Genomic DNA, 25,433 nt, shown 5'->3' with positions numbered 1-25,433 from the left:
TTTGGTATATCCACTTTTATAAAATGAATATACATAAAAGCGTTAGAATTTCATTGAAAGCAAAGTTAGATAAGACAAACCCACAAGGTGTTCATATTGGAGCGGGGACTTATATTGCATTTGGTTCAGTAATTTTAACGCATGATATGTGCAGAGATATTCATAAAGATGTGAGAATTGGCGAAAATTGTTTCATTGGTGGTAACTCAATCATAATGCCAGGTGTGACCTTAGGTAATTCATGTATTGTTGCTGCGGGTGCAGTCGTTACAAAGGATGTTAGCTCAGGGACAATTGTTGCAGGAAACCCTGCCGTTGCAATTCGTACAAACATTAAAACGAAAGCTTTAGGGATATTAATTAATGAGTAAGAAGCTCATAGCAATTGCATCAACGGGTGGTCATTATGTGCAATTAAGCAGAATCATGAAACAAGCCAACTTTGATTCTAATGACATTTTATATGTGCGAACGAAAGTAAACGCAAATGATACACCTTCTTTTGAGAATGAAAGCTTAATTGAGGATGTGTCAAGAGACACATTAATCCGTTCTCCGATAATCGCTTTTCAAATGTTGAAACTCATTTTAAAACATAAACCTAAATGGATAATTACCACAGGCGCAATGCCAGGGTTAATTTCTATTGTAATTGGGCGACTGTTACTTAGAAAAACCATGTGGGTGGATAGTATTGCTAATACAAAACAGTTATCAGCATCGGGAAGAATTGCAAAAAAAATTGCACATAAAACATTAACTCAATGGCCTGATTTAGTCGGTGAGAATGTTCAATACAAAGGTCGAGTTATATAATGAAAGTTCTTGTAACTGTAGGTGCGCAATTACCTTTTAAACGATTGATAGAAGCCATTAGCGATATCAATAAATCTCTTAACTTGGATGTTTTTGCTCAGGTTGGTGAAGACTCGCGTGATTATGATGGTATCCAAGTGATTGATTTTTTGAGCTCTAATGAGTACAAAACGAAGCTTGATTGGTGTGATATTGTAATTGCTCACGCTGGTATGGGTACTATTATTCAGTGCTTGGAATTAAATAAAAAGCTAATTGTAGTGCCTAGATTGGCTAAATTTGGTGAGCATCGAAATGATCATCAGCTCGATACTATTTCAAGATTCGAACCGTTGACATCCTCAAGTAGCTTAATGAGAGTTTGTCGTAATATTGATGACTTGAAACAGATTTTAGAGGAAATCGAGCCGCTAAGTGAGACGAATGACTTCTTTACTACAGCAAAAGAGAAAGATACAGAGAACCTTGGTGAATATATAAAAAAAATGATAGATGATGAAGTATAAATTATCTTTATTAATAGACTCGCTGTTATCTTCGGGTGCTAATTTTTTAATAACTTTTCTTTTACTTAAATATGAGGGGAATGAGTCAGTAGTAATGTTTGGCGTTGCTATGACTCTCTCCTTGATTTTCCTATCTTTCCAAAGAACAATTGTGCTTATCCCTTTCAATTTAAAAGAGGATAAGTGTAGTAAGGTGAGGATAATTGAGTTTTTAAGTTGTTCATTGATCCTCTTAGTGCAGTTTTTGGTGTTGATTGTTATTTGTACTTGTTTTGTATTTCCATATCAAGAGCAGTGGCTATTAGCTCCAACTTTGTTCGCTTTTTTATTTATACATGAATCATTTAGATACCTATTGATGATGAGTAAGCTGTTCTTTCTGCCAACTTTGATATCCGTTGTCTTGGTGTCTACTTTTGCAGCTTCGTTATTGCTTGATGGTTTATCTATAAAGCTTTTAACAAATACTTATTTCTGTTTGTTTGTTTTAGAGTTAATTGCAATTGTTCTTTACATCGTATTTAAGAAAGCGGAAGCGGATGAGCCGAAGGTAGATATTTTTTTTTGGTTTCGTGACACGAGAAACCTATTAAATAGAAATGTTCAATCTATCTCTCAATTATTACTCGTACATTCTCCATTTTTGTTAGTATCGGCTTTTTATCCATCGACTATTTCTTCGGTCTTATTTATAGCTCGTTCTGTATTTCAGCCTGTTCAAATATTGATCAAGTCGCTGGAGGCTATAGATCAAAGAAAACTGGCTAGTTTAAAAAATAATGTACATATATTTACAAAGAACTTATTCAAAAAGTATATGGTAATTTCTTTATTTGCTTCTTCCGTTTGCCTTTCAATAGCTGTTTATCTATTCCCCATTGTGTATGCTCAGCAGGCTGTACCACAGCTTAGTGATTTATTATTCTGGGCTGGTATTCTAATTTGTTTATCCTGCTCTAGAAGTGTTGAAATGCTACTAGTGAAAAAAAATATGTATAAGAAAATGAATTCACTATATTTGTTATCAGGCTTTGGTGTTTCATCTCTTTTATTCTTAAATTTGTTTCTTCATTTAGCGCTTCCACCATCATTTTCTATTTTTATGGGTTGGCTGTTTTTGGTGATGGCTTATTGTGTGATTGTTATAAAAGGAGCCGCAAATGAATAGAATAAAACTCTTTAACTTATTTCTTTTTTCAATGTTTATCATTTTTTCTTTATTTGTTTTTAGAATACGCGAATATGGAAGTGATAGTGTTGATTTTCAAATCATTTTACGGCTGATAGCATGGGGGGGGGGGATTTTAATCGCATTTATATATTTTTATAAATTCGGTTTTAGGGTGTCTAACAATCATGAGTTGCTATTTGTTGCTTTTATCCTCTTAGCAATTTTGATGCTTCCTTTTTCAATGCTTCCTTTTCGTAGCTTTGTTGTCGTTCTTTCATATGCGGCCTTCTACTTTTATTTTAAATATGTAAAAAGTAGGTTTGGAGATGACTTTTTACTTTATTCAATTTTTTTATCATTTTTTATAGTTATATGCTTTTCATACATTTACTATCTGGTGTTACCTGATTTGGGAAGGCATATCTATTGGTTGAATGATGTTTTATTTGTAAGTCCTCGCATGAGCGGCGTCTTCTCAACATCAAATGCAATGGGGGGATTTTGCGCCGTATATTGCCTGTTTCTGTTGCACTCTTTTAATAAGTCAGTTATTTCAAAGTCTTGTTTTATTATTGCATTTGCACTGTCTTTAATTGCTTTGTTATTGAGCGATAGTAAGACTGCTTTTATATCATTTGTTTTCTCATCTTTATTTTTATATAGAAGAAATAAGTTTATTCTTTTTGTGATTTTATCAGGGGTAATTTTTACCTCGTTATTGATAATATATGCTGCATTTGATTTTTACGGCTTCCTTGAGCATGTATCTCGCCATGGTGATCCTGAAGAAGTGTTAACCTTTACAGGTAGGACGTATATCTGGCCTGCTGTATTTGATATGGCGCTTGACCGGCCTTTTACTGGTTATGGGATTGGCGTAACATCTTTGGCTTTACCTACATTAGAAGATATTATTGGTTATACACCTGCTCATGCTCATAACTTAATTTTGCAAGCCTTTTTTAGTCTTGGGCTAGGGGGCATGTTATGTATAACTGCAATTCTTGGCTATAATCTCGTTATAAAATGCAAAAATAGATTGGGTAACTCGATGGCTGTCTATATTGTTATTACCTCTTTATTTGAGGCCTCATTTTTATCCGGTGTTGCTGGTTATTCTATAATCCCTGTTATTTATATGGTTTTAAGTAAAGAAAAATGAAACATTATCTAATTTTATTTTTACTTCTTTTAAGTTCATTTAATAGTCTAGGAGCTATTGAAGACTACAACTTAGTGTTATCTTCTGGTCAGTCCTTGAGTATAGGGCATACAGACCAAAACTTGAATCCAATCATTTTTCCAAATGCAGTTAATCCTGAGAAAGTGTTTTTGTTTAACGGGGTTAGAACTTCGGCGCCACAATACAACCAAAAATTAGTAGCAAATGATGTCAGCTTTTTAGAGCCTCTAAAGGATATAACCAGGCAAACACATGCATACTCAATGTTTAACATGCTGGAATACCTATATGAAGTTGAAAAAAAACCTTTTCCTAAGTTTATATATGCCCCTCATGCTCGCGGAGGGCAAAAAATTAGTAACTTGGAATATGGGACTGAACCATTTGAAAATGGACTAACCATGTTAAGAGCCGGCGAAAAATTAGCCGCTCAAAATAATGAGAATTTTAATGTTCCTTTTATTACTTGGATACATGGTGAATCTAATGCAAACTCTAACTTACAAGAGTATAAACAGAAACTAGGTAAATTATACAACGCATATAAAAACAAAATACAAGCAACCTCTTCTATAACTCGCAGTCCAATTTTATTTATAGATCAAACGGGCGTAAGTTATGGACACGAGATGGCAGTTGCGCTGTGGCAATTTGTAAAAGATAATGATTCGTTCTCTCTTGTAATGCCAAAATATTTTCTAAATAGGAACTACTTTAACAAAGCCGACGATAGAACTCACTTAAATGCAAAAGGATATATTTTACAAGGTGAATATTTTGCTAAAGCTATTTTTTCTTCATTTGTGTTAAATAAGAAGTGGAAGCCATTGCAACCAGAATCTTTAAAAATTGACGGTAATAAGGCTTTTTTGACTCTGCATGTTCCTGAGGGTAATTTGACTATTGATACTCAGACTTTACCTGAAGCTCCTGGTTTTGGCCTTAAGTACATATCTCCAGACAATATAGAATTTATTCCTCAAGTTACAGTACAAGGTAATTCATTAATGCTTGAGTTTAATACCTTAATAGAGGTTGGTGGAAAAATAGATAGTGGTTTTACATTAGATGACAGATATAATACTGCAAATCAGAAAACCCCAGTTACTAATATTAGAGATACCTCTGAGTTAATTTCCTCAATAGATCAACTGCGGCTGCATAATTGGCTAGTCCAATTTTCAATTGAAATAACTCCACAAACTCTAGGTATGTCCTCTTCTGTAAATCCAAGTGGTAACAGTATATGGAATGATGGAGATATTGTTTCGAACATGTCAGCACCATTTACAATAATAGGGGGGAGCTACAATGATGAAAGTCTGGACTATGCACTGTATCGCGTAAGCTTTGATGTTGAAATTGAATCAGGATATCCAATTCTTAATATTGGAGATTCAACTATACCAATTACAAAAAAAGGTAAAAACTCTTTTGTGGCAATTGTGTGTGAACCGACACAAGATATGGTTTCTATAGTAAGTACACAAACTATGTTTACAGGTTCTATGCACTCTATTTCTTTGAAGCCTATTTTATCGGAAACAAATTTTGATCAATATAGAGTTGAAGACTTAGGCGAAAACATATGGCCAAATAATGTAACGATCGATAATTTCGAAATGGATGAGCTGTCGGTTACAGGGGATTACTTTATTAAAACTAAGTTACAATACCCAATATATTTGCTTGAATATGAGATCGAAATTGGTGAGGGAACTGCATATATTAATATTGGTGACTTTCACAAGAGCATAAATGATACTGGAGTTTTTTATAGCAGGGTCCCAATTTGTATACCAGAGTTCGGGCGTTTAAGGTTCTCTGCGGGTAAATTTGGCTTTTCAGGTAAAGTATCTAACATTGAAATCGAACCTATTTAAGGGACTGTACTTTTGTTTTATAATTCAATTAATAATTTTCGTGCAATAGCAATAATATTTATTGTTTTCGGTCATTCCTTCGATGTCTCAGGAGTTGTTTTAGATAGTTTTTGGGAGGTTTTTATTCGTAACTTTCTATCTGGTGGGACTATTTTATTTGTTTTTATTTCTGGGTTTTTATTTGAAGTTGTGTTTTTAAAGAAGTTTAATTTTTCAAAGTTTTATATATCTAGAGTTTCAAGGTTAATTTGGCCATATATTTTTTTGTCATTACTACCAATATTTTTATATATGTATGTATCAAATCCCATTTCAGAAGGGTATTTCCTACCTAAAGCTGAAGATGCTATATCAAAATTTATTGTGCCTTTTCTCAAGTATGAAGTAACTGGTCGATTTATGACCGCTTATTGGTACATACCGTTTGCATTATTTTTGTTTTTATTATCACCACTAGTTGTTTTTGTGCTCAAAAAAAACCTTAAATTTAAAGTGATAGTAATTTTAGCTCTTTCTTGTTTGTCTATTTTTGCTCATAGACCAGTTGACAATATAAATCACATTCACTCTGTTGTGTTTTTTTTCCCTGTCTACCTCATAGGGGCTTTAGCCTCACAGTACAGAGAGTCTTTGATTGACTTATTTCAGGGTAATAAACTTTGGTTGTTTTTTTTATTATCAATTATGTTCACTCTCATTCAAACATACTCTGGCAGCGTAGGAAGCTATCATAAAGCATTCTTTGAATTAACAGGTATTGATTACATGTATTTGCAGAAGGTATTTCTTTCATTCTTCTTCTTCTTATTATTAGAAAAGCACTCAAAAGAGACTTTATTTTTCAATTACCTTGCAGAAACAAGCTTTGCTGTATTTTTTATACATCCGTATTTGATTTTTATTTACAGAAATCTAAAGTTTCCTTTTCCAGAGACAACCTTGTTTCAGTGGCTATATTTTATTGCTTTATCGTTAACATTTATTCTCATAAGCATGCTTTTAGCGCTACTCGTGAAAAAGTTGCTTGATGATAGAAGTAAATATATTATCGGTTATTGACACTATTTTGATTAAATAACTAGGAAATCAAAAGTGTGTGATCACTGTCAAAACGACTACATAAAATGGCCTTCGCAGGAACTGAGTTAAATGGACGGCATCAATCTCAGCGATATATTGAAACTATTGCTGAGATTAATGAAATACACTTCAATCTAAAATAAATGCTTTCACTTTAATATTTAGCTCCCTGAATACCTCCCTAAATTAAATTAACAACCAAGTTATAACGCTTTGGAATGACAGTTTTGTTATTTAATTACTTTTATAATTACAATGAACCACAATAAACATTGTATTAACAATTAAATAACATTTGAAGGTTATTTTGGGTGTGTTCTAAAGTTTTTTAATGTAATTTTGTTGTGTAAGTTGTTGATTTTTGTTTTTGTTTTTTTAATAATGTATATTTTTGGTACTTTTGTAGTGGTTTTTATTTCTTTTAGTTAGATTTGTATATACAATGCTCAGTAATTACTTAATGAACTAGAACCTTCATTGAACAAACAGTCTTTAATTTAGTGCCACTGATGCACATTATTTACGAGGAAAGTAATGAGTAACTCATTAATAAAATTAAAAAAGTTAAGCACAGTGATCGCACTAACTTTAGCTAGCTCTACAACGTTGGCCGCAGACTTAGGTATTGCAAATAATTTTTCAGCGTTTGTCTTTGAAGATTTTAAATCGAACTTTGGTCGTGCAGATGGCGCAATAGCCGCTGGTGAAATCGATTTGAAAGGTTATAGCGTCGGTTACTCCCGCCCTTATAACCGAGATGCATACTATTTAATTAGTGAATCAAGCATCGAATTTAAATATGGCCGCCAATATGTCGGTAGCATGATAGCTGGTGGTGCTACAAATATTCACTGGAGTGTTCGCTGGGGGATGGAGCAGGGTTCTAAAATACTTTCTAATCAAGATGAGTCGGCTATGCCATTTAATTTTGATGAACAAGAACAATATTACAAAGATTTAAGCGCAGAATTAAGCCAGCTTGATACAACCGGCACAGTAAACAGTAAATGGGGCGGCCTATATTTAGAAGGTGATGGAAGCTCTGATAGACAAGTATTTAATATAGATTCACGTGACTTTGCTAAAGCACACACATTTAAAGTGTGGGGTATTCCTGCTGATGCAACAGTAATTTTTAATATTACTGGTGATGATAACGTAGTGGTTAAAGGTAAAAGTTTTTCGCATTTACGCCATCATGCAAGTAAGACGGTATTTAACTTTGCAAATGCTGAAAAGCTAGATATTAAAGGCAATCATTGGTTAGGTGTAATATTAGCTCCTTATGCAGATATTAGAGGAGTTTACGGTACAGCTAAAATGCCAATTGTTGGTCAAAGCTTTTATGGCTCAATGACATTATTGGGTAGAGAGTTTACTGGTGATTTACCTCAAATACATGAACCTGTCTGTAATGATATTAATATAGTTGAAAAATGGAGCTGGAGTGGTAGTGAATTCTTGCCTGAGTATGATCAAATTATCTCAACACCTATCGCTGTAAATCTTAATGATGATAATGGTGATGGTGTTGTTGATGATAAAGATGTAACAGATATTTTAGCTGTAACTTTTAATCTTGCTAATTACCGCGCGCAAGGAGTTGTTCGAGCTTTTAGCGGCATTGATGGTGAAGAGTTGTGGAAAAATGAGAATCTTGATGGAACTTTTGATTACAAAACAATCAAAGCAACATCCACTTATTCTATTTCTGCTGCTGATGTTAATAACGATGGATTAGTTGAAGTTATAGTTAGAGATTCAACTGATCATAGTTATAAAATCTACAGTAATACTGGAGAGTTACTGAAAGCTATTCCAAAAGGATTCGCATACGGAAACTCTACAATATCAGATTTAGATGGTGATGGTTTTGCGGAATTGATTATTGGTAATCGCATTGTAAATCTTGCTAACGGCTCTATGGTTAAACTTGGAAAGCCTTTAAATTATAACAAAGGCAACTTTACTATGATTGATTCAATTGCTTTTGATTCTGATCTTAGTGGACAGCAGGAAGTATTGGTAAATGGTGTTTTATTTACTAAGGATGGAAACGTTCTTTGGAATAAAAATACACAACAGGGTTTTTCTGCAATTGGTAACTTTGATAATGACGCATATCCTGAAATCGTTCTAACGGACTTAGATGGTAGTGTTAAACTGTTAGAGCACGATGGTTCAGTCATTTGGGAATATCAATCAGAGGACTTAGGGGGAGGGGTTCCATCTATAGGCGACGTTAATGGAAATGGCGAGCCCGATATAGTGGTTGCAGGCGGTGAATTTATTAAGGTACTTAATAAATTCGGTGCTTTAACCCATACTTTTGAAATACATGATCCTTCTAGTAAACGTGCGGGCGTAATAACATACGATTTCAATGGCGATGGTAAAGATGAAATAGTTAACATAGATGAAACGGGTTTGAACGTATTTAGTGCTTCTGAAAATAAGCTAATTTATAAGTCGCCACAATCGTCAGGTACAATTTGGGAGTATCCAATCATAGTCGATTTAGATGGTGATGGCTCTGGAGAAATCATATCTGTTTCGAATAAGCTTTTTTTGCCTGATGGAGCTATCGGTACTAATGGTATTTCTGTTAAAACGTCAGGAAGTTGTAAGTGGTCACCTGCTACACGTATATGGAACCAGCATTCTTATTCAGGTTCAAACATTAATCAAAATGGCTCATTACCTTTACAACCAGTGAATAGTTGGGAAAAAACGAATACTTTCCGTTCAGCTAACCTGAATTAAATAGCACTCTAAATAAAAGCCAATTGATTTTTAATTGGCTTTTATTGCTAGAATAGCAAGTATATTAAAAAATTTGATTCAAAAGGTTTATTTTGACTGAGTTACGTTCTGATCCTGCAGTTAGAAGTTTGATGGAAAGAATGCCTGAAAGTATTCAAAATACGTTTACCGATGAACAGCTAGCGCATTTGAAAATAGCAATTGGCGCGAGGCAGTGGGGCAATCATGCCGTTGATTGCAGAGGGGTAATTAAAATATTTAAATACCGTTACTACTATGTTTTATTGGCAGGGCGAAATAGGCGACAACTTAGTGTTAAAGAGCAAAAAATTGCAAAATTAACACAAACACTAATTATTAGTTTTTTTGTGCTGGTTGTTTTTTCAACTGCTTTATTAATTATATATTTGTTGAAATCAGCATTGGGGATAGATATTTTTGAGGGGCATTCTTTTGGGATTTGGAGTTGGTTTAAAGGTTTATTTAATTAGTTATAGTCTTTTTATATAAATTTTAATTATTCAACGAAATTATAAGAAAGTTTTTAGTATAAAATATTACTATTTTACTGGAATCAGTAATTGAATAAAGCTGGCTAATACTATATTATCCCTTGCATTTTGTGGGGCTCTACTCACTCTGAACTAGCTATAAGGAATTAAGCAAAGTGACATCTCCAAGAACTTTTAAACCCTCAGGTTCGTCTGATGCCAATTTTTACCGACTATTTGATATATTTGCACTGTTTTTAGCTTTTCAGTGCGCATCCTTATTTTACAGCTTTAAACTGACCCCCATTTATGCAGCCTCTGCACTGACTGTTGCGCTCAGTTATTTGTACCGTGCTGAAATATTCTCTACTTACCGCTCATGGCGGGCAGGTAAGTTTAGAAAAATGGTTATGTGTGCATGGGGAAGTGTGCTTATCGCTTTCGCATTTTTATTAGTGATATCTTTTGCTTTTAAGTTTACTGAATCGCTCTCTCGTGTTGGTGTTGTTATTTGGTTTTTGCTAAGTGTGGCATATCTATACATTTGGCGTTTAGGGGTTTATTGGTATAAACGTAGCCGCCGTAAATTAGGCTTGTCGCAGCGCAATGTGGCCATTATTGGTGCAACAGAATCTGCAGCATACTTACATGCTGAAATTGTTACTCATGATGAGTTAGGCTTTAATTTTAAAGGCTTTTACGATGACAGAAACCCTGAACGCTTATTTGAGCAGTTAGAACAACAATCTGTTGAAGGCAGTATACAAAGCGCCGTTGACGCTGCTCGCCACGGTGAAATAGATATACTTTATATTGCATTACCTATGAAAGCACAAAAGCGTATAGCTGATATTTTATTGCAGCTAGGTGATACCACTGTAGATGTTCATGTAGTGCCTGATTTTTTATTATCGAACTTAATACATGCCCGTATTGAACATGTAGGCGATGTAGACACATTAAGCGTATTTGAAGCTCCTTGTATTGGCGCGCACGAATTTATAAAACGTACAGAAGACATAGTTGTTTCAGCTATTATTCTTACTTTAATTACCCCCGTTTTATTAACGATTGCAGTTGCAATAAAGCTGACTTCTAAAGGACCTATCATATTCAAGCAAGACCGTTATGGCTTAGATGGTCAAAAAATAAAAGTATGGAAATTCCGTTCTATGACTGTTACCGAAAACAGTGATGTAGTGACTCAAGCAACTAAAAATGACGTCAGAATTACTCCGTTAGGTGGTTTTTTGCGTCGTACTAGCCTTGACGAACTACCGCAATTTATAAATGTTTTAAAAGGTGACATGTCTATTGTTGGTCCAAGACCTCATGCGGTTGCTCATAATGAAGAATACAGAAAAAAAGTAGAGTTTTACATGTTTAGACATAAAACTAAACCAGGTATAACAGGTTGGGCGCAAATTAACGGTTGGCGTGGCGAAACTGATACACTTGATAAAATGGCTAAACGGGTTGAGCATGACTTACATTATATTAAACATTGGTCTTTATTGTTTGATTTGAAAATAATTTTTATGACAATTTTTAAGGGATTTAAAAGTGAAAATGCGTACTAATACAATTGCACCTTTACTTGTTACTTTAGGGTTATCAGCACCAACATTGGCTGTAGAATTACAACCAGGTAGTGTTATGACTAAAGACGGTGCAGAGGTTACACCTATGTTGAAATTAGGTGTTAGCAGCAACGATAACTTTTTTATGACACCATCGACTACTCAGTCTCGGTTAATTTGGAATATAGCACCTAGTTTAGAAGCTCTTATTGAAGATGGCCCAGATAATTATAAGTTTGATATAGCATCAAGCACGTCGTTTCATAATCAAGATACCACCGATAACTTTACTCAAGTAAATGTTGGTACTGTTGTACATAAAGAGTTTACTAGCCAACACCGTTTAGATGTAGTAGGTGATGCTGACTGGCTATACGAACCACGCGGAACAGGTTTAACAGAAGGTCAAGGTAATGCTATTGATGATCTAATCGACTATCAGCAACAAAATCTAACGGCTCGGTATGAATATGGTGCGCTAAGCTCTAAAGCAATGGTTGCTTTAACTGTGGGTTATTATAATAAAAACTACCAAAATTTTACTGCCATATCGCAGTATCGCAATTACGACAAGCCAATGTTAGGCATCGTTGGTTATTATAATACCCAAGCTGGGACTCGTACCTTTTTAGAAGTAAAACAAGAGAACTATCGTTATGATGTAATTGATTCGAATGGTGTTTCGCGTGACTCGGACGATGTAAAGGTATTATTCGGTATGGAGTGGGAAGCCACTGCCGTTACTACTGGTTCATTTAAAGTGGGTTATCAAAATAAAGACTTCGAGTCGAACCTCCGTAATAACTTTAGTGGATTAAGCTGGGAAGCGACTGTTGTTTGGAAACCGCTTAGTTACTCATCAGTTCAATTAGTTACTAGCCGTGCGGCTAAAGATCCATTATTACAAGGCGATTACATTAAAGAGAGTGTTTATGGTGCAACATGGCAGCATGACTGGAGCGAATACATAAGTTCTGTAGCAAGTGTTAATTACGTTGACCAAGAATACTCAGGTAATTTTGACCGCAAAGACAAAGTTAAAAATGCGCGTCTAGGGTTAAATTATTTAGCTAGTAATTTTGGCATGATAACAGGCTATGTTGATTTTATAGACCGTAACTCAACACAAGCGGATATTGAGTTTGACCGTGTAATTGTGGGTCTTAATTTTACATTTGCGTTAAAGGGTAATGAATGAAGGTTGGAATTGTAGCAAGTTTGATGTTGTTACTAAGCTTTGGTAGTTTTGCGAACGATTCGCAAAACTACATTTTAGGCGCGGGTGACAAAATAGAAATTAGAGTATTTGGCCAGCCTGATTTAGATGTAACCTCATTACTTGGCAATAGCGGTGAGATTAACTACCCATTTTTAGGTAAAGTTAAACTTGTTGGTTTAAGTGTTTCGCAAGTTGAACAAATAATAAGCGAAGGATTGCAGCCAAACTATTTAGTTAACCCTAATGTATATGCGCAAGTAGTAGAGTACCGACCTTTTTATATTCATGGTGAGGTTAAAGAGCCAGGTGCATACCCCTATCAGCCCGCGATGACGGTAAACCAAGCGATTGCATTAGCAGGAGGGTTAACCGAACGCGCCTCGGTTGATAAAATATTTATTTTTAAAGAGCAAACCAAACAGCAGCAACAAAAAGGTAGTTTAAACAGCCAAATTGCAGCAGGTGACACCATAAAAATAGAACAGCGCTTGTTTTAAGTAGTTTAAGGCAGTAATTAAAAAATGAATACACGATCTGAAAAGCCTAGCAACAACGAGGAACTAATTGACTTTGGTGCTTATCTTAATGTAATTAAGGTTAGCAAATGGAAAATATTAGGTTTTGCTGTTGTTATTGCACTATTAACCATATTGGTTGCTCTAACGTTGACACCTAAGTATGTAGCTACAGCCACTCTATTAATTGAATCTGAGCAAACAAAAGCAGTGAGCTTTGACGAAATTTATGGCTTAGACTCTACTAAAAAAGAGTACTATTCAACCCAGTTTGAAGTCATTAAGTCGAACACTGTTGCCCGTGAAGTTATCACTAAACTAAATTTGAAAGAGCATGCTGACTTTCTTGCTACACCTTCGTTTGCAGGCGAATTAAAAGACATGGTTAAGCAGCTGTTACCCTTTTTAAATAAAAAAGAAAGCTCAGTGATTACTGAGCAAGAGCAAGCAGAGCGCGAAATGTTAGGCTTGCTTGCAGCATTTAAATCCCGTTTGACGGTGTCTCCAATTCGTAAAACACAATTAGTACAAGTTAGTTTTGAATCGAGCGATCCTAAATTGGCTGCTTTAGTGGCTAATACTGTGGGTGAAGTTTATATTGAAAGCCAAATGCGCGCTAAAATGGGCATTACTCAGCAGGCATCTAGTTGGTTAAATACCCGTTTATCTGAATTACGCATACAACTTGATAGCTCTGAGGTACGTTTACAAGCCTACCGAGAAGAGCAAAAACTTGTTGATATAGAAGGTATTGCAGGGTTGGTTACTCAAGAGCTTGAGCAAACTTCGAAAAAATTGGTAGATGCTCGCGCTACTAAAAATAACCTTGAAAGTATTAACCGTGTTATTAACGAATATGGCAACGATAACATAGAGCTCCTTGGTAGTATGCCTGAAATCACCTCGCACCGCGTAATACAAGATGTTAAACGCGAAGTGGTACTCGTTGAACGTAAAGTCAGTGAGCTTGGCGAGGTTTATGGCCCTAAACATCCTAAAATGATCTCAGCTAAAGCAGAACTCGCTACAGTTAAAACTAACCTAAATAAGCAAATAAAAGGTTTAATTACTGGCATTGAAAAAGAGCTTAACAGAACAGCGCGAACAGTGAATGCACTTGAGGGCGATTTAGCTAAGATTCGTGCTGAATATCAAGATATTACCCGTAAAGAAACGCAATATAACCAGTTAAAGCGTGAAGTTGAAACAAATCGTAATATTTTTAATACCTTTTTATCTCGCTCTAAAGAAACTGAAGTAACCAGTGACTTTAGCTCAGCTGCCGCTCGTTTTACAGATCGTGCCTATGCACCAAATGAGGCAAGTAAGCCTAACAAAAAGTTAATTGTTATTTTAGCCTTTGTCGCCAGCTTTGGTTTTGCTATGATAATGACCTTTGTTTTTGATGCCTTAAACGATACAGTTAAGAACAAAAACGATGTAGAGAACAAACTTGCTCAGCGTATGTTAGGCTTGTTGCCTCATGTTGCTATCCCTAAAAAGAGTTTTTTCCCAATTCACGCTTATTTAGATGATACATACCGTCGATTTGCAGAGTCGGTACGCACTTTCCGAACTAGTTTATTGCTAACTCATCTTGATCGTGCGCACCAAGTTATTGCTGTTACATCAACTTCTCCAGGAGAGGGTAAAACAACTACGTCTGCTAATTTAGCTATGTCGTTGGCACAAATGGGTAAAGTATTACTTATTGATGCTGATCTACGTAAGCCAACGTTGGCTAAACGATTCGATATACCCGTATTTCACCCTGGTTTAAGTAATTTAATGATTGGCACAGATCAATTAGCCGACTGTGTGCATATTGATGCCCAATCGGGTGTAACAATTATGCCTAGCGGTCAAATACCGTCTAATCCACTTGAGCTTTTATCAAATCCACGCTTTTCTGAGTTACTCACTGAATTAAAAGCGCAATACGATCATATTATTATTGATACACCACCAACACAAGCTGTTAGTGATGCATTAGTAATAGCGCAAAAGGTTGATTCGGTTGTTTATGTTGTTAAATCAGATATAACCCGTATTAAACCAATTACAGCCGGCCTAGAGCGTTTATTTGAAGTAAAAGCTCATGTTGCTGGTGTGGTACTAAATAAGGTAGATATGAGTAAATCTAAAGATGAACATAGCCATGGTTACTATGATTATTACGATTACTCGCAGCAGCCTGAAAAACCACAAGCGTAACTAAGTGAGTTTATGATTGATATTCATACGCATATTTTGCCGGGTATTGATGATGGCGCTAAAGATTTAGCTGAATCTTTAGCGCTTTTAAAATTGGCTGAAAATGATGGGATTACTCATATGGTGGCAACGCCACATATACATATAGGCCGATTTAATAATTCGATTTCTCATATTTATGATGATTTGGCAAACCTACAGCTTCATGCAAAAAATGAAGGGATTAAAGTCAAGTTAGCTGCTGCTGCTGAGGTGCGTTTAGACGTAGAGATAATGGCAATGGTGATGGCTAACAAACTGCCTTTTATTGGTAAAATAGCAGATAAAAACGTTTTGTTACTAGAGTTACCACATTCGCATATGCCACAAGGCTACGATAAGTTTATACAGTGGCTCGGCAAACAAAATATACGGGTTATTATTCCGCACCCAGAACGCAATCGCGATATTCAGTCAAACCTTTTTTATATTCAACACTTAAAGCAATTAGGCTGTGATTTTCAGTTAACAGCATCGAGTATTGAAGGCGAGTGGGGGGAAAGCGCTCAAGTAATATCTTTGCAAATGTTAAAAGATGGTTTAGTGAGCTATGTTGCCTCTGATGCTCATTCAGTAAAACGTCGCCCTCCTATTTTAAGGCAAGCTAAAAACACAGTAACGCAATTAATAGGTGAAGAGCAGGCCACTGCGCTTTTTGTAACTAACCCACAGCAACTAACAGAGTGCTTATTTAATGACTAAATTAACCATGCTTAAGGTAGTTCCTGCTGTTATTTTAGGTATGGTAGTGCTTGTAATTGCTTATACGAGTATGCAAAGTATGCGGGCAAATGCGTGGTACTTTAATGCGCTTAATATTGTGCAAGAGTCGGATGGCGCTTTGTCTGGTTCATCGCTTCAAGCAGCAGAAAATGCGATTTTGTTAGCCACTCATGTGGACCCTGAGCATCCTCATTATTGGCATTTTTTAGCCCATATAAAAATGCTAGGTTTAGCTGGGGTTGATCCCACATCAAGTAAGCAATCAGCACATGTTCAGCAAACTTACCAACAAGCTGAGCAGGCGTTGTTAAAGTCTATTGAACTTAGACAAAGCTGGGCGCAAACATGGATAAGTTTGGCGCAAGTTGTAAGTTATCAAGAGGGCCCTACTGATCGTGTGTATAGTTATATTCAGCAAGCAAAAAAAGTCGGTTCTTATAAGTTAGAGGTACATTTAGGTATAATTCAGATTGCTCTAATGCATTGGAGTGATTTACCACCAATCTACAAAGCCCTTTATGTGAATGAGCTTAAGTTAGCTTCTAAGTATGGTTACAAATTTAATAATATTTTTAGTATGGCTGAAGAGATAAACCGCTTACCAATAGTGTGTTTATCGCTTCAATTTGGTTCTTATTTTGAAACAGTTAGAAACACGTACATGTTTAAAAAATATTGCAATTAATTGCTCAGTCATTAGTTTGATTGATCTCAAAGCTGGGAAGTCGGTTAGCTATCAACTTATTCATACTGATAGCCGCACCACAGAGTTTGATTTAAACGATAATTAAGCTGTTTTGAAGTTAATCTACTTTTCACGTTGTGCTTTAACGTAATCCCCCACGTTAGTGACCGTATCTAACCAGTAGCCATTATTAGGGTTTTTCAGATAAACAAGTAATTGTTCGAGGACTTTTGCGTCAGTGGTATATTGATCTCCGTTACCAATTTCATGGCCTGCTAAAATCAACCAAGCATTATTTTCCCGTAATTGATCCAGCATAGTAATGATTTCATCAAAACTCATTCCGTCGATCCTGAGTCCTGTTAGCTGTGCAAAATCAGTAAAATTAGGATTATTAGCTGACTCATCTAACCAAGTTCGGCCGCTGTCAAAATGTTTAGCGATTAAAGGCACGTAGCTCTTGGTATCAATGCCCCGGCCAACAAATGTATTGCCGCACGGATAAGCAAAGGCGCGAGGGGTCACTCCTAAATGATCTTTTAGGTATTGCTGCGCTGATAAAATATCATTTTCAAGCCACTTGAGTGTCGTGTGTTCAAGTGATAAGTCTTGTGCCCTTAACCATTCAAAGTTACCGGTACAGACATGGCTACTAGTATGATTTGCAATTTCATGGCCCGATTTTACCGCATCTTGCCACTGAGTTAGGCGCTGCTTAACGTTAAAAGGGGAAACATAAAAAGTTGCTTTGATTTGGTGCCTGTTCAAAATTGCGGTGCCAACATCGACTTGGCTGTGACGGGCATCATCAAACGTGATACTCACAGCATTTTGCGCTTTATGCGGGTAATTAAAACCAAGGTATTTTTGTGACTCAGGGTTGGCAATAACAGAGAATGACAGTACTGAAATAGTTATGATCAATGAAGATATTTTTAACATGGTAGTCCTTACACTTTTTTAGTATATAGAAACAAGTTATGTGTAATAAAGCAATGATTACCTAAGTGACAGAATAAATTTCAAGATGATAGCTTATTTATAGACAAAAAAACGCCCAGAACGAATCCGCATTGTTCTGGGCTTAGGGGATGGCTCTAATGAGCCTGCGCTAACTTTAAAAACACCTTCTAAGTTCATTAAGGGAGAAGTAGAAAGTAATATTAAGTGTAGTTAACATATGTAAAAAAGCCCAATAAATGATGTTTTTTTATACTACTTATAAAACAACTGTTTGTCTTAAAATGAAACGCAAAGCTTAAAATTTATACATTGGTTGTTGCCAGCTTATCCACACCTTATTATCACCAATTGATCAGTTGAGTGTTTTGTACTAAATCTCGAGGTAAGGAGTTTTTAATTTTATTTTTTTGCCATTTTCCAAGCCCTATCGGACAGCCACAAAGGGTTAAAATCACTTCACCAAGTGCGTTGCTAGGTTCGCTTAAACGAATATCTTTACCTTGAAAGTAGTCGTTGGCCTGCTCATTACTTAGTGCAATTACATTAGCCTTGCATTGGCCACCAAATACGGTGGCAAATTCGTGGTTAAGACGCACCCCATTTTTGTGGATCATGCCCAGGTGGATACCAAGTCGCGCGTATTTTATTTTGTTTTCAATGGCGGCAAACTGCTCAGGGAATAGCCACAGTTCTTTATCGCGCTGCATTAGTGAGCCGCTGAGTGATGTCAGATCAAATTGTTTTTTTAGCTCAGTGTAAAATGCTTGGCTGGATTTTTTGTCAAACGGCTGAAAAGGGAATGCACCTTTTTTTATTTTTTGATTTGGATTATCGCAGCTAGCACGCTTTTTAAACTTAGCAATAAAAAAGCCTTCGCTGTCGAATGTCTGCGGCCAGACATGCAAATAGCCTTCGCTGGTTGTGGCTCGCTCTGCACCGGCAAACAAATTATCTAATGGTTGTATTTCAAGATGCTCTGCAAACTCAGTGAGAAGATATTCGCACACTTGCTGATTTTCAAGCGGAGTTAGAGTACAGGTTGAATAGACTAATGTACCGCCTGGTTTTAATGCATAGAAAGCGCTTTTTATTAAGTTTTTTTGCACTTTGGCAATATCAATGTTTGACTCAATCGACCAATTCTTTAAGGCATCGGCATCTTTTCGAACCGTACCTTCGCCAGAGCATGGGGCATCGAGTAAAATACTGTCAAAGCATTCATACATATAATCGCCAAAAATAGCCCCATCAAAATGCGACAATGCACAATTGCCAACTCCCATGCGCTTTAAGGTTGCGCTGAGTACTTTTAAACGAGATGACGACAATTCATTGGCAACCAATACCCCGTGATTATTCATTAATGCTGCTAATTGTGAAGTTTTAGAACCTGGAGCGGATGCCATGTCGAGCACATGAGTTGCATCAGTTAATGCGTCTTTGAGTGCTATTGGTGGCAGCATCGAACTGGCTTCTTGTACATACATAGCGCCACTTAAATGTAGATCCGTGTTACCCAGTGCCAGAGCTTGCTCTTCATGTTCACTGCGCTCTAACCAAAAACCTTCGCTACACCATGGGATTGGGCTTAATGTCCAGCCTCTATCAAGGGCATACTGCTGAAAATCCTCAACCGACATTTTAAGCGTATTGACACGTACAGATTTACGAAGCGGTCTGCGACAGGCATTGAGAAAGTCACCCAATTTTAGGTGTGCTGGTAAATAGGTTTTTACGTCATCTATAAAATGCTGGGGAATATAGGTATTGGCGTCCAAGGCAGTACTCACAGAGAATTTAAAAGTTGTATTCTACCATTATTAGTGGCTCAGAGCAGTGCCTTAAATAATCTTTTAAAGGATGTGAACCTGTCGACACTTAGTGCCTCAATGTGTGTTTTAACTGTTTTTAAACATTATTTATTATACTTATGTCGACAATGGCCGTTTTTAAACGCAGTTTTTACTGATTTAGGGTTGACACATTTACAGCTAAAGACCATAGTGTATCCATAAATTGTCGACAATCTTGGGAAGGTGAACAATGACGCAAGATGCTTTTAGTGAAACACCTATTACTACCGCTTCAGATCAGGTATTTGTCGATATGCGTCGAGAAATTGTCGAAGGCAGTATTGTTCAAGGTAGCAAGATATCCGAGCCAGAACTGGCAAAGCGTTATGGTGTAAGCCGTGCAACGCTTCGTGAAGCGCTTAACCGCCTTGAAAGTTGTTATTTAGTTGAACGTAAAGCGAATGTGGGTTGTCGTGTTGTGGCACTTACAGCTGAACGTTTAATTGAAGTATATCAAGTTCGCAGTGCGCTTGAAGGTTTAGCGTGTCGTTTAGCTGCCGACAATATGGCACCCGATGAAGTACAAAGTTTAAAGCAATTACTTAATCAGCATTTGAAAACACAACGTGTAAAAGAGGGGGAGTCTTACTATCAAGAAGCCGGCGATCTGGATTTTCATTATCGCATTATTAAAGGCAGTAAAAATGACCACCTTATTCACTTATTGAGTAACGGGCTTTATCAGTTAATTCGTATGTATCGTGTGCAAATGGGCATGGTTGGGCCACGCGTATCAAAAGCATTTGATGAGCACTTAGCCATTATTAATGCCATTGAAAACCATGATGGGGAATTAGCTGAGTTATTGATGAAGCGCCATATCAGTGCATCGCAAGCCAATATACAAACGAAGTTTAATTTACATGCCGCGCAAAATGAGCGCGTAGAGCAGTAAAAACGTCATATTAAACCATTAAAAAATATAAGTTGTCATAAAGCAACCCCGTTCAAAGTTAGGAGAATGTAATGTCAGCAGGATTAAAATTTAAGCAGGCGATTGCCAATAATCATCCATTACAAGTCGTCGGCACAATCAACGCTTACACGGCGATGATGGCTGAAAAAATGGGTCATCAAGCAATTTACCTTTCAGGTGCAGGTGTCGCGAATGCTTCATTTGGTATGCCTGATTTGGGCATGACCAGTCTTGATAATGTTTTGGAAGATATTCGCCGCATCACAGGTGCCAGCGATTTACCATTACTTGTTGATGCTGATACTGGTTGGGGTGGAGCATTTAATATTGCTCGCACAGTCAAAGAGATGACCAAAGCCGGCGCGGCGGGGTTTCATATTGAAGATCAAGTAGCGCAAAAGCGGTGCGGCCATCGCCCGAATAAAGAAATTGTCTCGCAAAGCGAGATGGTTGACCGTATTAAAGCGGCTGTTGATGCTAAAACTGACAGTGACTTTTACATTATGGCGCGTACTGATGCGTTTCAAAAAGAAGGCTTAAATGCCGCGATTGAACGTGCAGCAGCCTGTGTTGAAGCCGGCGCCGATGCGATTTTTGCAGAAGCCGTACACGATCTTGCCGACTATCAAGCCTTTACCAAAGCGATTAATGTGCCTATTTTGGCCAACATTACTGAGTTTGGCCAAACGCCAATTTATACTAAAGAGCAACTAAGTGATGTAGGCGTAGAAATGGTGCTTTACCCACTCAGCGCGTTCAGAGCAATGAATAAAGCGGCACTTAACGTCTATTCAGCAATTTTAAATGAAGGGTCTCAACAGAGCCAAATTGAAAATATGCAAACACGTGCTGAGCTTTATGACTTTTTAGATTATCACTCGTATGAAAATACACTCGATAACCTTTTTTCAGCAAAATCTGATAAATAATAATAAATTCAACAGGAGACACATCATGGTAGATAAAGCATTAGGCGGCGCAGGACTTCGCGGACAAGTAGCAGGCCAAACAGCACTTTGTACAGTAGGGCAAACCGGTTCAGGCTTAACGTATTGTGGTTACGACATTGCAGAGCTTGCTGAAAAAGCGCAGTTTGAAGAAGTATCTTTCCTGCTTTCGCGCGGTGAATTACCGACCTCTGCAGAGCTTAGCGAATACAAAGCTAAACTAAAAAGTTTACGTGGTTTACCACCGGCACTGAAAACTGTACTTGAAAACATTCCAAAAGACGCGCACCCAATGGATGTTATGCGTACAGGTTGCTCTATGCTAGGTAACCTTGAAATGGAGCATGATTTTAGTCAGGCTAATGATGCAATTGACCGTATGGTTGCGGTATTCCCAAGCATTATTTGTTACTGGTATCGTTTTACTCACGACGGTGTGCGTATTGAAACACAAACTGATGATGACTCAGTTGGCGCGCATTTCTTAACGCTACTACATGATAAAGCGCCATCAGAGTTATTTGCTCAAGTGATGAATGTATCGTTGATTTTATATGCAGAGCATGAATTTAATGCCTCAACCTTTACTGGTCGCGTTTGTGCATCGACATTATCTGACATTCACTCTTGTGTAACAGGTGCCATTGGTACGTTACGTGGCCCATTACATGGCGGCGCGAATGAAGCAGCAATGGATATGATTGAAGGCTTTAAAGATGCAGACCATGCAGAGCAAGAAATCATGGGCATGCTGGAGCGTAAAGATAAAATTATGGGCTTTGGTCACGCAATCTATCGCGAATCAGATCCACGTAATGTGATCATTAAAAAGTGGTCTGAAAAACTCGCTGCAGAGCTAGGTGACGAGGTACTTTATCCAGTATCAGTGCGCTGCGAAGAAATTATGTGGCGTGAGAAGAAGTTATTTTGTAACGCAGACTTTTTCCATGCATCGGCGTATCACTTTATGGGCATTCCAACTAAGTTATTCACCCCTATTTTTGTTATGAGCCGTGTTACAGGCTGGACCGCACACGTAAAAGAGCAACGCGCTAATAACCGTATTATTCGCCCAAGTGCAGATTACACTGGGCCAGAAGCGCGTAGCTATACGCCAATCGAATCACGTTAAGACTATTAAAGGTGGGCGAAAATACGCTCACCTTTTATTTTTTGCACATTGCCACTAGCGCATAGTTTTTAAGGCCTCTTTTTTCATACATCCCTTAAACACGCTATACGTGTGCGACCACCGTCACCAAATTAGCGAGTCTTGTAATGACTATCATAAACAATACTAAATACAGAAAACCCTTACCTAACTCTAATGTCGATTATTTTGACACCCAAGCTGCAATTGATGAAATTAAGGCTGGTGCGTACGCAGCCTTGCCCTATACATCACGTGTTTTAGCAGAGAATTTAGTACGCCGCTGTGAGCCGCAAATGCTAACCGCAGCACTGTCGCAGCTTATCGAACGCAAACAAGATTTAGATTTCCCTTGGTATCCCGCGCGCGTAGTCTGTCACGATATTTTGGGACAAACAGCGCTGGTTGATTTAGCTGGCTTGCGTGATGCCATTGCAGCCAAAGGCGGCGATCCAGCTAAAGTTAACCCAGTAGTACCAACACAGCTGATTGTTGATCACTCATTAGCCGTTGAATACGCAGGGTTTGATCCTGATGCTTTTGAAAAAAACCGCGCTATTGAAGATAGACGCAACGATGACCGTTTCCACTTTATTAATTGGACCAAAACTGCGTTTAAAAATATTGATGTGATCCCACCGGGTAACGGCATTATGCATCAAATCAACCTTGAGAAAATGTCGCCGGTGATCCAAAGCCGCGATGGGATTGCTTTTCCTGATACCTTAGTCGGTACTGATAGCCACACACCGCATGTTGATGCGTTAGGTGTCATTGCAGTTGGTGTTGGCGGCCTTGAAGCCGAAAGCGTGATGCTTGGCCGCGCTTCTTATATGCGTTTGCCTGATATTATTGGTGTTGAACTCAGTGGCAAACGTCAACCGGGTATTACAGCAACGGATATCGTGCTTGCGATCACTGAGTTTTTACGTGGCCAGCGTGTCGTATCAAGCTATTTAGAGTTTTATGGTGAAGGCGCAGATGCATTGACATTAGGCGATCGCGCGACTATCTCAAATATGACACCAGAATTTGGTGCCACCGCAGCGATGTTTTATATCGACCAGATGACCATTGATTACTTACGCCTAACAGGACGTGAAGAAGAGCAAATTGCCTTAGTTGAAAACTACGCAAAAACTACCGGTCTGTGGAGCGACAGCCTAAAAACAGCGCAGTACGATCGGGTATTAAAATTTGATCTATCAAGCGTTGGCCGCAATATTGCTGGACCGTCAAATCCGCATCGCCGTGTTTCAACCAATGATTTGGCAGCGCAGGGGATCTCTGGGGTTGTTGAAAATGAAGACGGTTTAATGCCGGACGGTGCCTGTATTATTGCTGCTATCACTAGTTGTACGAATACCAGTAATCCACGTAATGTCATTGCAGCTGGTCTTATTGCGCGTAATGCAAATGCGAAGGGCTTAACTCGCAAGCCATGGGTTAAAACCTCATTAGCACCGGGTTCAAAAACGGTGCAATCGTATCTTGAAGATGCCAAATTACTATCAGAATTAGAGCAACTTGGTTTTGGTATTGTTGGCTTTGCGTGCACTACGTGCAACGGTATGAGTGGCGCGCTTGATCCCGTTATTCAACAAGAAGTGATTGATCGCGACCTATACGCCACGGCTGTGCTCTCTGGTAATCGTAATTTTGATGGCCGTATTCACCCATACGCTAAGCAAGCATTTTTAGCGTCTCCGCCATTAGTAGTTGCCTATGCCATTGCAGGAACTATTCGTTTTGATATTGAAAAAGACGTACTCGGACAAGACCAGCAGGGCAATGACGTAACCTTAAAAGATATTTGGCCATCAGATGAAGAGATTGACGCAGTGATTAAACAAAGCGTAAAACCTGAGCAGTATAAGAAGGTTTACGAGCCGATGTTTAATTTAACCGTTGATTACGGTGAAGATAACGACCCACTTTACGATTGGCGCCCACAAAGTACTTATATTCGCCGCCCGCCATATTGGGAAGGCGCACTCGCTGGTGAGCGAACCATGAAAGGCATGCGCGCATTAGCGGTACTTGGCGATAACATCACAACTGACCATTTATCACCGTCAAATGCAATTATGGCCAGTAGTGCAGCAGGTGAGTACTTAACACATATGGGTGTGCCAGAAGAAGACTTTAACTCGTATGCAACGCACCGTGGCGACCATTTAACTGCACAACGTGCAACTTTTGCTAATCCTAAATTACTTAATGAAATGGTGATTGAAAATGGCGAAGTTAAACAAGGCTCATATGCCCGCATTGAGCCTGAGAGCACAGTTACTCGGATGTGGGAAGCAATCGAAACCTATATGCAGCGCAAACAACCATTAATTATTGTTGCAGGAGCTGACTATGGCCAAGGCTCTTCTCGTGATTGGGCTGCCAAAGGTGTGCGGTTAGCTGGCGTTGAAGTTATTGTTGCAGAAGGTTTTGAGCGTATACACCGTACTAACTTAATTGGTATGGGTGTATTACCGCTGGAATTTAAAGCGGGCACCACCCGTAAAACGCTTAAGCTAGATGGCAGTGAAAGTTACGATGTAACGGGTGAATTAACACCAGGTGCGAGCGTTAATTTAACGATTACCCGCACTGATGGTGAAGTATTAAATGTGCCAACAAAGTGCCGTATTGATACTCAAGAAGAGCTATCCATTTATGCTGCAGGTGGCGTATTACAACGCTTTGCTCAAGACTTTTTAGAAGCCACGCAAAGTGTATAAG

Annotated in this window: 21 protein-coding genes; 19 read left to right on the top strand and 2 right to left on the bottom strand. The window is 37.9% G+C overall.

Annotation, left to right across the window (positions count from 1 at the left end):
• Positions 1–53: 53 nt before the first annotated feature.
• The 15 genes from J7338_RS10645 (at position 54) to J7338_RS10575 (ending at position 16,868) form a co-directional block, all read left to right on the top strand.
• The gene (locus J7338_RS10645; protein WP_228732965.1) at positions 54–371 is read left to right on the top strand and encodes an acyltransferase; all 318 of its coding nucleotides are present in this window, start codon (positions 54–56) and stop codon (positions 369–371) included.
• Positions 364–816 carry a glycosyltransferase family protein gene (locus tag J7338_RS10640; RefSeq protein WP_210797031.1) on the top strand — a complete coding sequence of 151 codons (453 nt, stop codon included), beginning with the start codon at positions 364–366 and terminating at the stop codon, positions 814–816. Before J7338_RS10645 ends, J7338_RS10640 begins: the two co-directional genes overlap by 8 nt.
• Positions 816–1,322, top strand: coding sequence for a glycosyltransferase (locus tag J7338_RS10635; RefSeq protein ID WP_210797030.1), 507 nt, complete (start codon positions 816–818; stop codon positions 1,320–1,322). Before J7338_RS10640 ends, J7338_RS10635 begins: the two co-directional genes overlap by 1 nt.
• The gene (locus tag J7338_RS10630; RefSeq protein ID WP_210797029.1) at positions 1,309–2,490 is read left to right on the top strand and encodes a hypothetical protein; all 1,182 of its coding nucleotides are present in this window, start codon (positions 1,309–1,311) and stop codon (positions 2,488–2,490) included. Before J7338_RS10635 ends, J7338_RS10630 begins: the two co-directional genes overlap by 14 nt.
• Positions 2,483–3,655 (top strand): O-antigen ligase family protein, encoded by a 1,173-nt coding sequence (locus J7338_RS10625; protein ID WP_210797028.1) that lies wholly within the window; start codon positions 2,483–2,485, stop codon positions 3,653–3,655. The genes J7338_RS10630 and J7338_RS10625 overlap by 8 nt, the downstream gene beginning before the upstream one ends.
• Positions 3,652–5,559: a sialate O-acetylesterase gene (locus J7338_RS10620; RefSeq protein ID WP_210797027.1), complete on the top strand. Its 1,908-nt coding sequence runs from the start codon at positions 3,652–3,654 to the stop codon at positions 5,557–5,559. Before J7338_RS10625 ends, J7338_RS10620 begins: the two co-directional genes overlap by 4 nt.
• 12 nt (positions 5,560–5,571) lie before the next feature.
• On the top strand, positions 5,572–6,618 hold the full coding sequence (locus J7338_RS10615; protein WP_210797026.1) for an acyltransferase family protein: 1,047 nt from the start codon (positions 5,572–5,574) through the stop codon (positions 6,616–6,618).
• Between the two features lie 555 nt (positions 6,619–7,173).
• Complete coding sequence (locus J7338_RS10610; protein ID WP_210797025.1) at positions 7,174–9,402, top strand: choice-of-anchor A family protein; 2,229 nt, start codon at positions 7,174–7,176, stop codon at positions 9,400–9,402.
• Positions 9,403–9,494: 92 nt separating this feature from the next.
• Positions 9,495–9,893 carry a 3-phosphoshikimate 1-carboxyvinyltransferase gene (locus J7338_RS10605; RefSeq protein WP_210797024.1) on the top strand — a complete coding sequence of 133 codons (399 nt, stop codon included), beginning with the start codon at positions 9,495–9,497 and terminating at the stop codon, positions 9,891–9,893.
• Between the two features lie 176 nt (positions 9,894–10,069).
• Complete coding sequence (locus J7338_RS10600; protein WP_210797023.1) at positions 10,070–11,473, top strand: undecaprenyl-phosphate glucose phosphotransferase; 1,404 nt, start codon at positions 10,070–10,072, stop codon at positions 11,471–11,473.
• Positions 11,457–12,671, top strand: coding sequence for an outer membrane beta-barrel protein (locus J7338_RS10595; RefSeq protein ID WP_210797022.1), 1,215 nt, complete (start codon positions 11,457–11,459; stop codon positions 12,669–12,671). Before J7338_RS10600 ends, J7338_RS10595 begins: the two co-directional genes overlap by 17 nt.
• Entirely contained in the window at positions 12,668–13,189 is a 522-nt protein-coding gene (locus J7338_RS10590; RefSeq protein ID WP_210797021.1) for a polysaccharide biosynthesis/export family protein, read from the top strand. Before J7338_RS10595 ends, J7338_RS10590 begins: the two co-directional genes overlap by 4 nt.
• 24 nt (positions 13,190–13,213) lie before the next feature.
• Positions 13,214–15,421 (top strand): GumC family protein, encoded by a 2,208-nt coding sequence (locus tag J7338_RS10585; protein ID WP_210797020.1) that lies wholly within the window; start codon positions 13,214–13,216, stop codon positions 15,419–15,421.
• A 12-nt stretch (positions 15,422–15,433) separates the two neighbouring features.
• Positions 15,434–16,162 (top strand): tyrosine-protein phosphatase, encoded by a 729-nt coding sequence (locus tag J7338_RS10580; RefSeq protein ID WP_210797019.1) that lies wholly within the window; start codon positions 15,434–15,436, stop codon positions 16,160–16,162.
• Entirely contained in the window at positions 16,155–16,868 is a 714-nt protein-coding gene (locus J7338_RS10575) for a VpsP family polysaccharide biosynthesis protein (protein ID WP_210797018.1), read from the top strand. The genes J7338_RS10580 and J7338_RS10575 overlap by 8 nt, the downstream gene beginning before the upstream one ends.
• Before the next feature lie 123 nt (positions 16,869–16,991).
• On the opposite strand, the gene J7338_RS10570 is transcribed toward J7338_RS10575, so the two are convergent.
• Both J7338_RS10570 and rsmF read right to left on the bottom strand, forming a co-directional pair.
• A complete protein-coding gene (locus J7338_RS10570) occupies positions 16,992–17,810 on the bottom strand; it encodes a polysaccharide deacetylase family protein (protein WP_210797017.1) in 819 nt (272 codons plus the stop codon).
• A gap of 362 nt (positions 17,811–18,172) precedes the next feature.
• On the bottom strand, positions 18,173–19,609 hold the full coding sequence (gene rsmF / locus J7338_RS10565) for a 16S rRNA (cytosine(1407)-C(5))-methyltransferase RsmF (RefSeq protein ID WP_210797093.1): 1,437 nt from the start codon (positions 19,607–19,609) through the stop codon (positions 18,173–18,175).
• Between the two features lie 265 nt (positions 19,610–19,874).
• Between rsmF and J7338_RS10560 the strand changes: the two genes are divergently transcribed.
• The 4 genes from J7338_RS10560 to acnD all read left to right on the top strand — a co-directional run bounded on the left by J7338_RS10560 (position 19,875) and on the right by acnD (position 25,432).
• Complete coding sequence (locus J7338_RS10560) at positions 19,875–20,579, top strand: GntR family transcriptional regulator (RefSeq protein ID WP_182734859.1); 705 nt, start codon at positions 19,875–19,877, stop codon at positions 20,577–20,579.
• A gap of 71 nt (positions 20,580–20,650) precedes the next feature.
• The gene (gene prpB / locus J7338_RS10555) at positions 20,651–21,529 is read left to right on the top strand and encodes a methylisocitrate lyase (RefSeq protein ID WP_145233598.1); all 879 of its coding nucleotides are present in this window, start codon (positions 20,651–20,653) and stop codon (positions 21,527–21,529) included.
• Between the two features lie 25 nt (positions 21,530–21,554).
• Entirely contained in the window at positions 21,555–22,679 is a 1,125-nt protein-coding gene (gene prpC, locus J7338_RS10550; RefSeq protein ID WP_145233600.1) for a bifunctional 2-methylcitrate synthase/citrate synthase, read from the top strand.
• A 146-nt stretch (positions 22,680–22,825) separates the two neighbouring features.
• Positions 22,826–25,432, top strand: a complete 2,607-nt coding sequence (gene acnD, locus J7338_RS10545) for a Fe/S-dependent 2-methylisocitrate dehydratase AcnD (RefSeq protein WP_210797016.1) — start codon at positions 22,826–22,828, stop codon at positions 25,430–25,432.
• Position 25,433: the final 1 nt, after the last annotated feature.

The sequence above is a fragment of the Pseudoalteromonas ostreae genome (genome assembly GCF_018069805.1).
GTDB lineage: Bacteria > Pseudomonadota > Gammaproteobacteria > Enterobacterales > Alteromonadaceae > Pseudoalteromonas > Pseudoalteromonas ostreae.
The sequence above is the reverse complement of the archived record's forward strand: the minus strand, read 5'-3'. Positions and strand labels throughout refer to the sequence as shown.

Bases quoted from the DNA above. Each gene is read 5' to 3' on its own strand.
- J7338_RS10640 (WP_210797031.1), top strand. From the start codon at position 364: ATGAGTAAGAAGCTCATAGCAATTGCATCAACGGGTGGTCATTATGTG.
- J7338_RS10635 (WP_210797030.1), top strand. From the start codon at position 816: ATGAAAGTTCTTGTAACTGTAGGTGCGCAATTACCTTTTAAACGATTG.
- J7338_RS10630 (WP_210797029.1), top strand. From the start codon at position 1,309: ATGATGAAGTATAAATTATCTTTATTAATAGACTCGCTGTTATCTTCG.
- J7338_RS10625 (WP_210797028.1), top strand. From the start codon at position 2,483: ATGAATAGAATAAAACTCTTTAACTTATTTCTTTTTTCAATGTTTATC.
- J7338_RS10620 (WP_210797027.1), top strand. From the start codon at position 3,652: ATGAAACATTATCTAATTTTATTTTTACTTCTTTTAAGTTCATTTAAT.
- J7338_RS10610 (WP_210797025.1), top strand. From the start codon at position 7,174: ATGAGTAACTCATTAATAAAATTAAAAAAGTTAAGCACAGTGATCGCA.
- J7338_RS10590 (WP_210797021.1), top strand. From the start codon at position 12,668: ATGAAGGTTGGAATTGTAGCAAGTTTGATGTTGTTACTAAGCTTTGGT.
- J7338_RS10585 (WP_210797020.1), top strand. From the start codon at position 13,214: ATGAATACACGATCTGAAAAGCCTAGCAACAACGAGGAACTAATTGAC.
- J7338_RS10580 (WP_210797019.1), top strand. From the start codon at position 15,434: ATGATTGATATTCATACGCATATTTTGCCGGGTATTGATGATGGCGCT.
- J7338_RS10575 (WP_210797018.1), top strand. From the start codon at position 16,155: ATGACTAAATTAACCATGCTTAAGGTAGTTCCTGCTGTTATTTTAGGT.
- J7338_RS10570 (WP_210797017.1), bottom strand. From the start codon at position 17,810: ATGTTAAAAATATCTTCATTGATCATAACTATTTCAGTACTGTCATTC.
- J7338_RS10560 (WP_182734859.1), top strand. From the start codon at position 19,875: ATGACGCAAGATGCTTTTAGTGAAACACCTATTACTACCGCTTCAGAT.
- prpB (WP_145233598.1), top strand. From the start codon at position 20,651: ATGTCAGCAGGATTAAAATTTAAGCAGGCGATTGCCAATAATCATCCA.
- prpC (WP_145233600.1), top strand. From the start codon at position 21,555: ATGGTAGATAAAGCATTAGGCGGCGCAGGACTTCGCGGACAAGTAGCA.
- acnD (WP_210797016.1), top strand. From the start codon at position 22,826: ATGACTATCATAAACAATACTAAATACAGAAAACCCTTACCTAACTCT.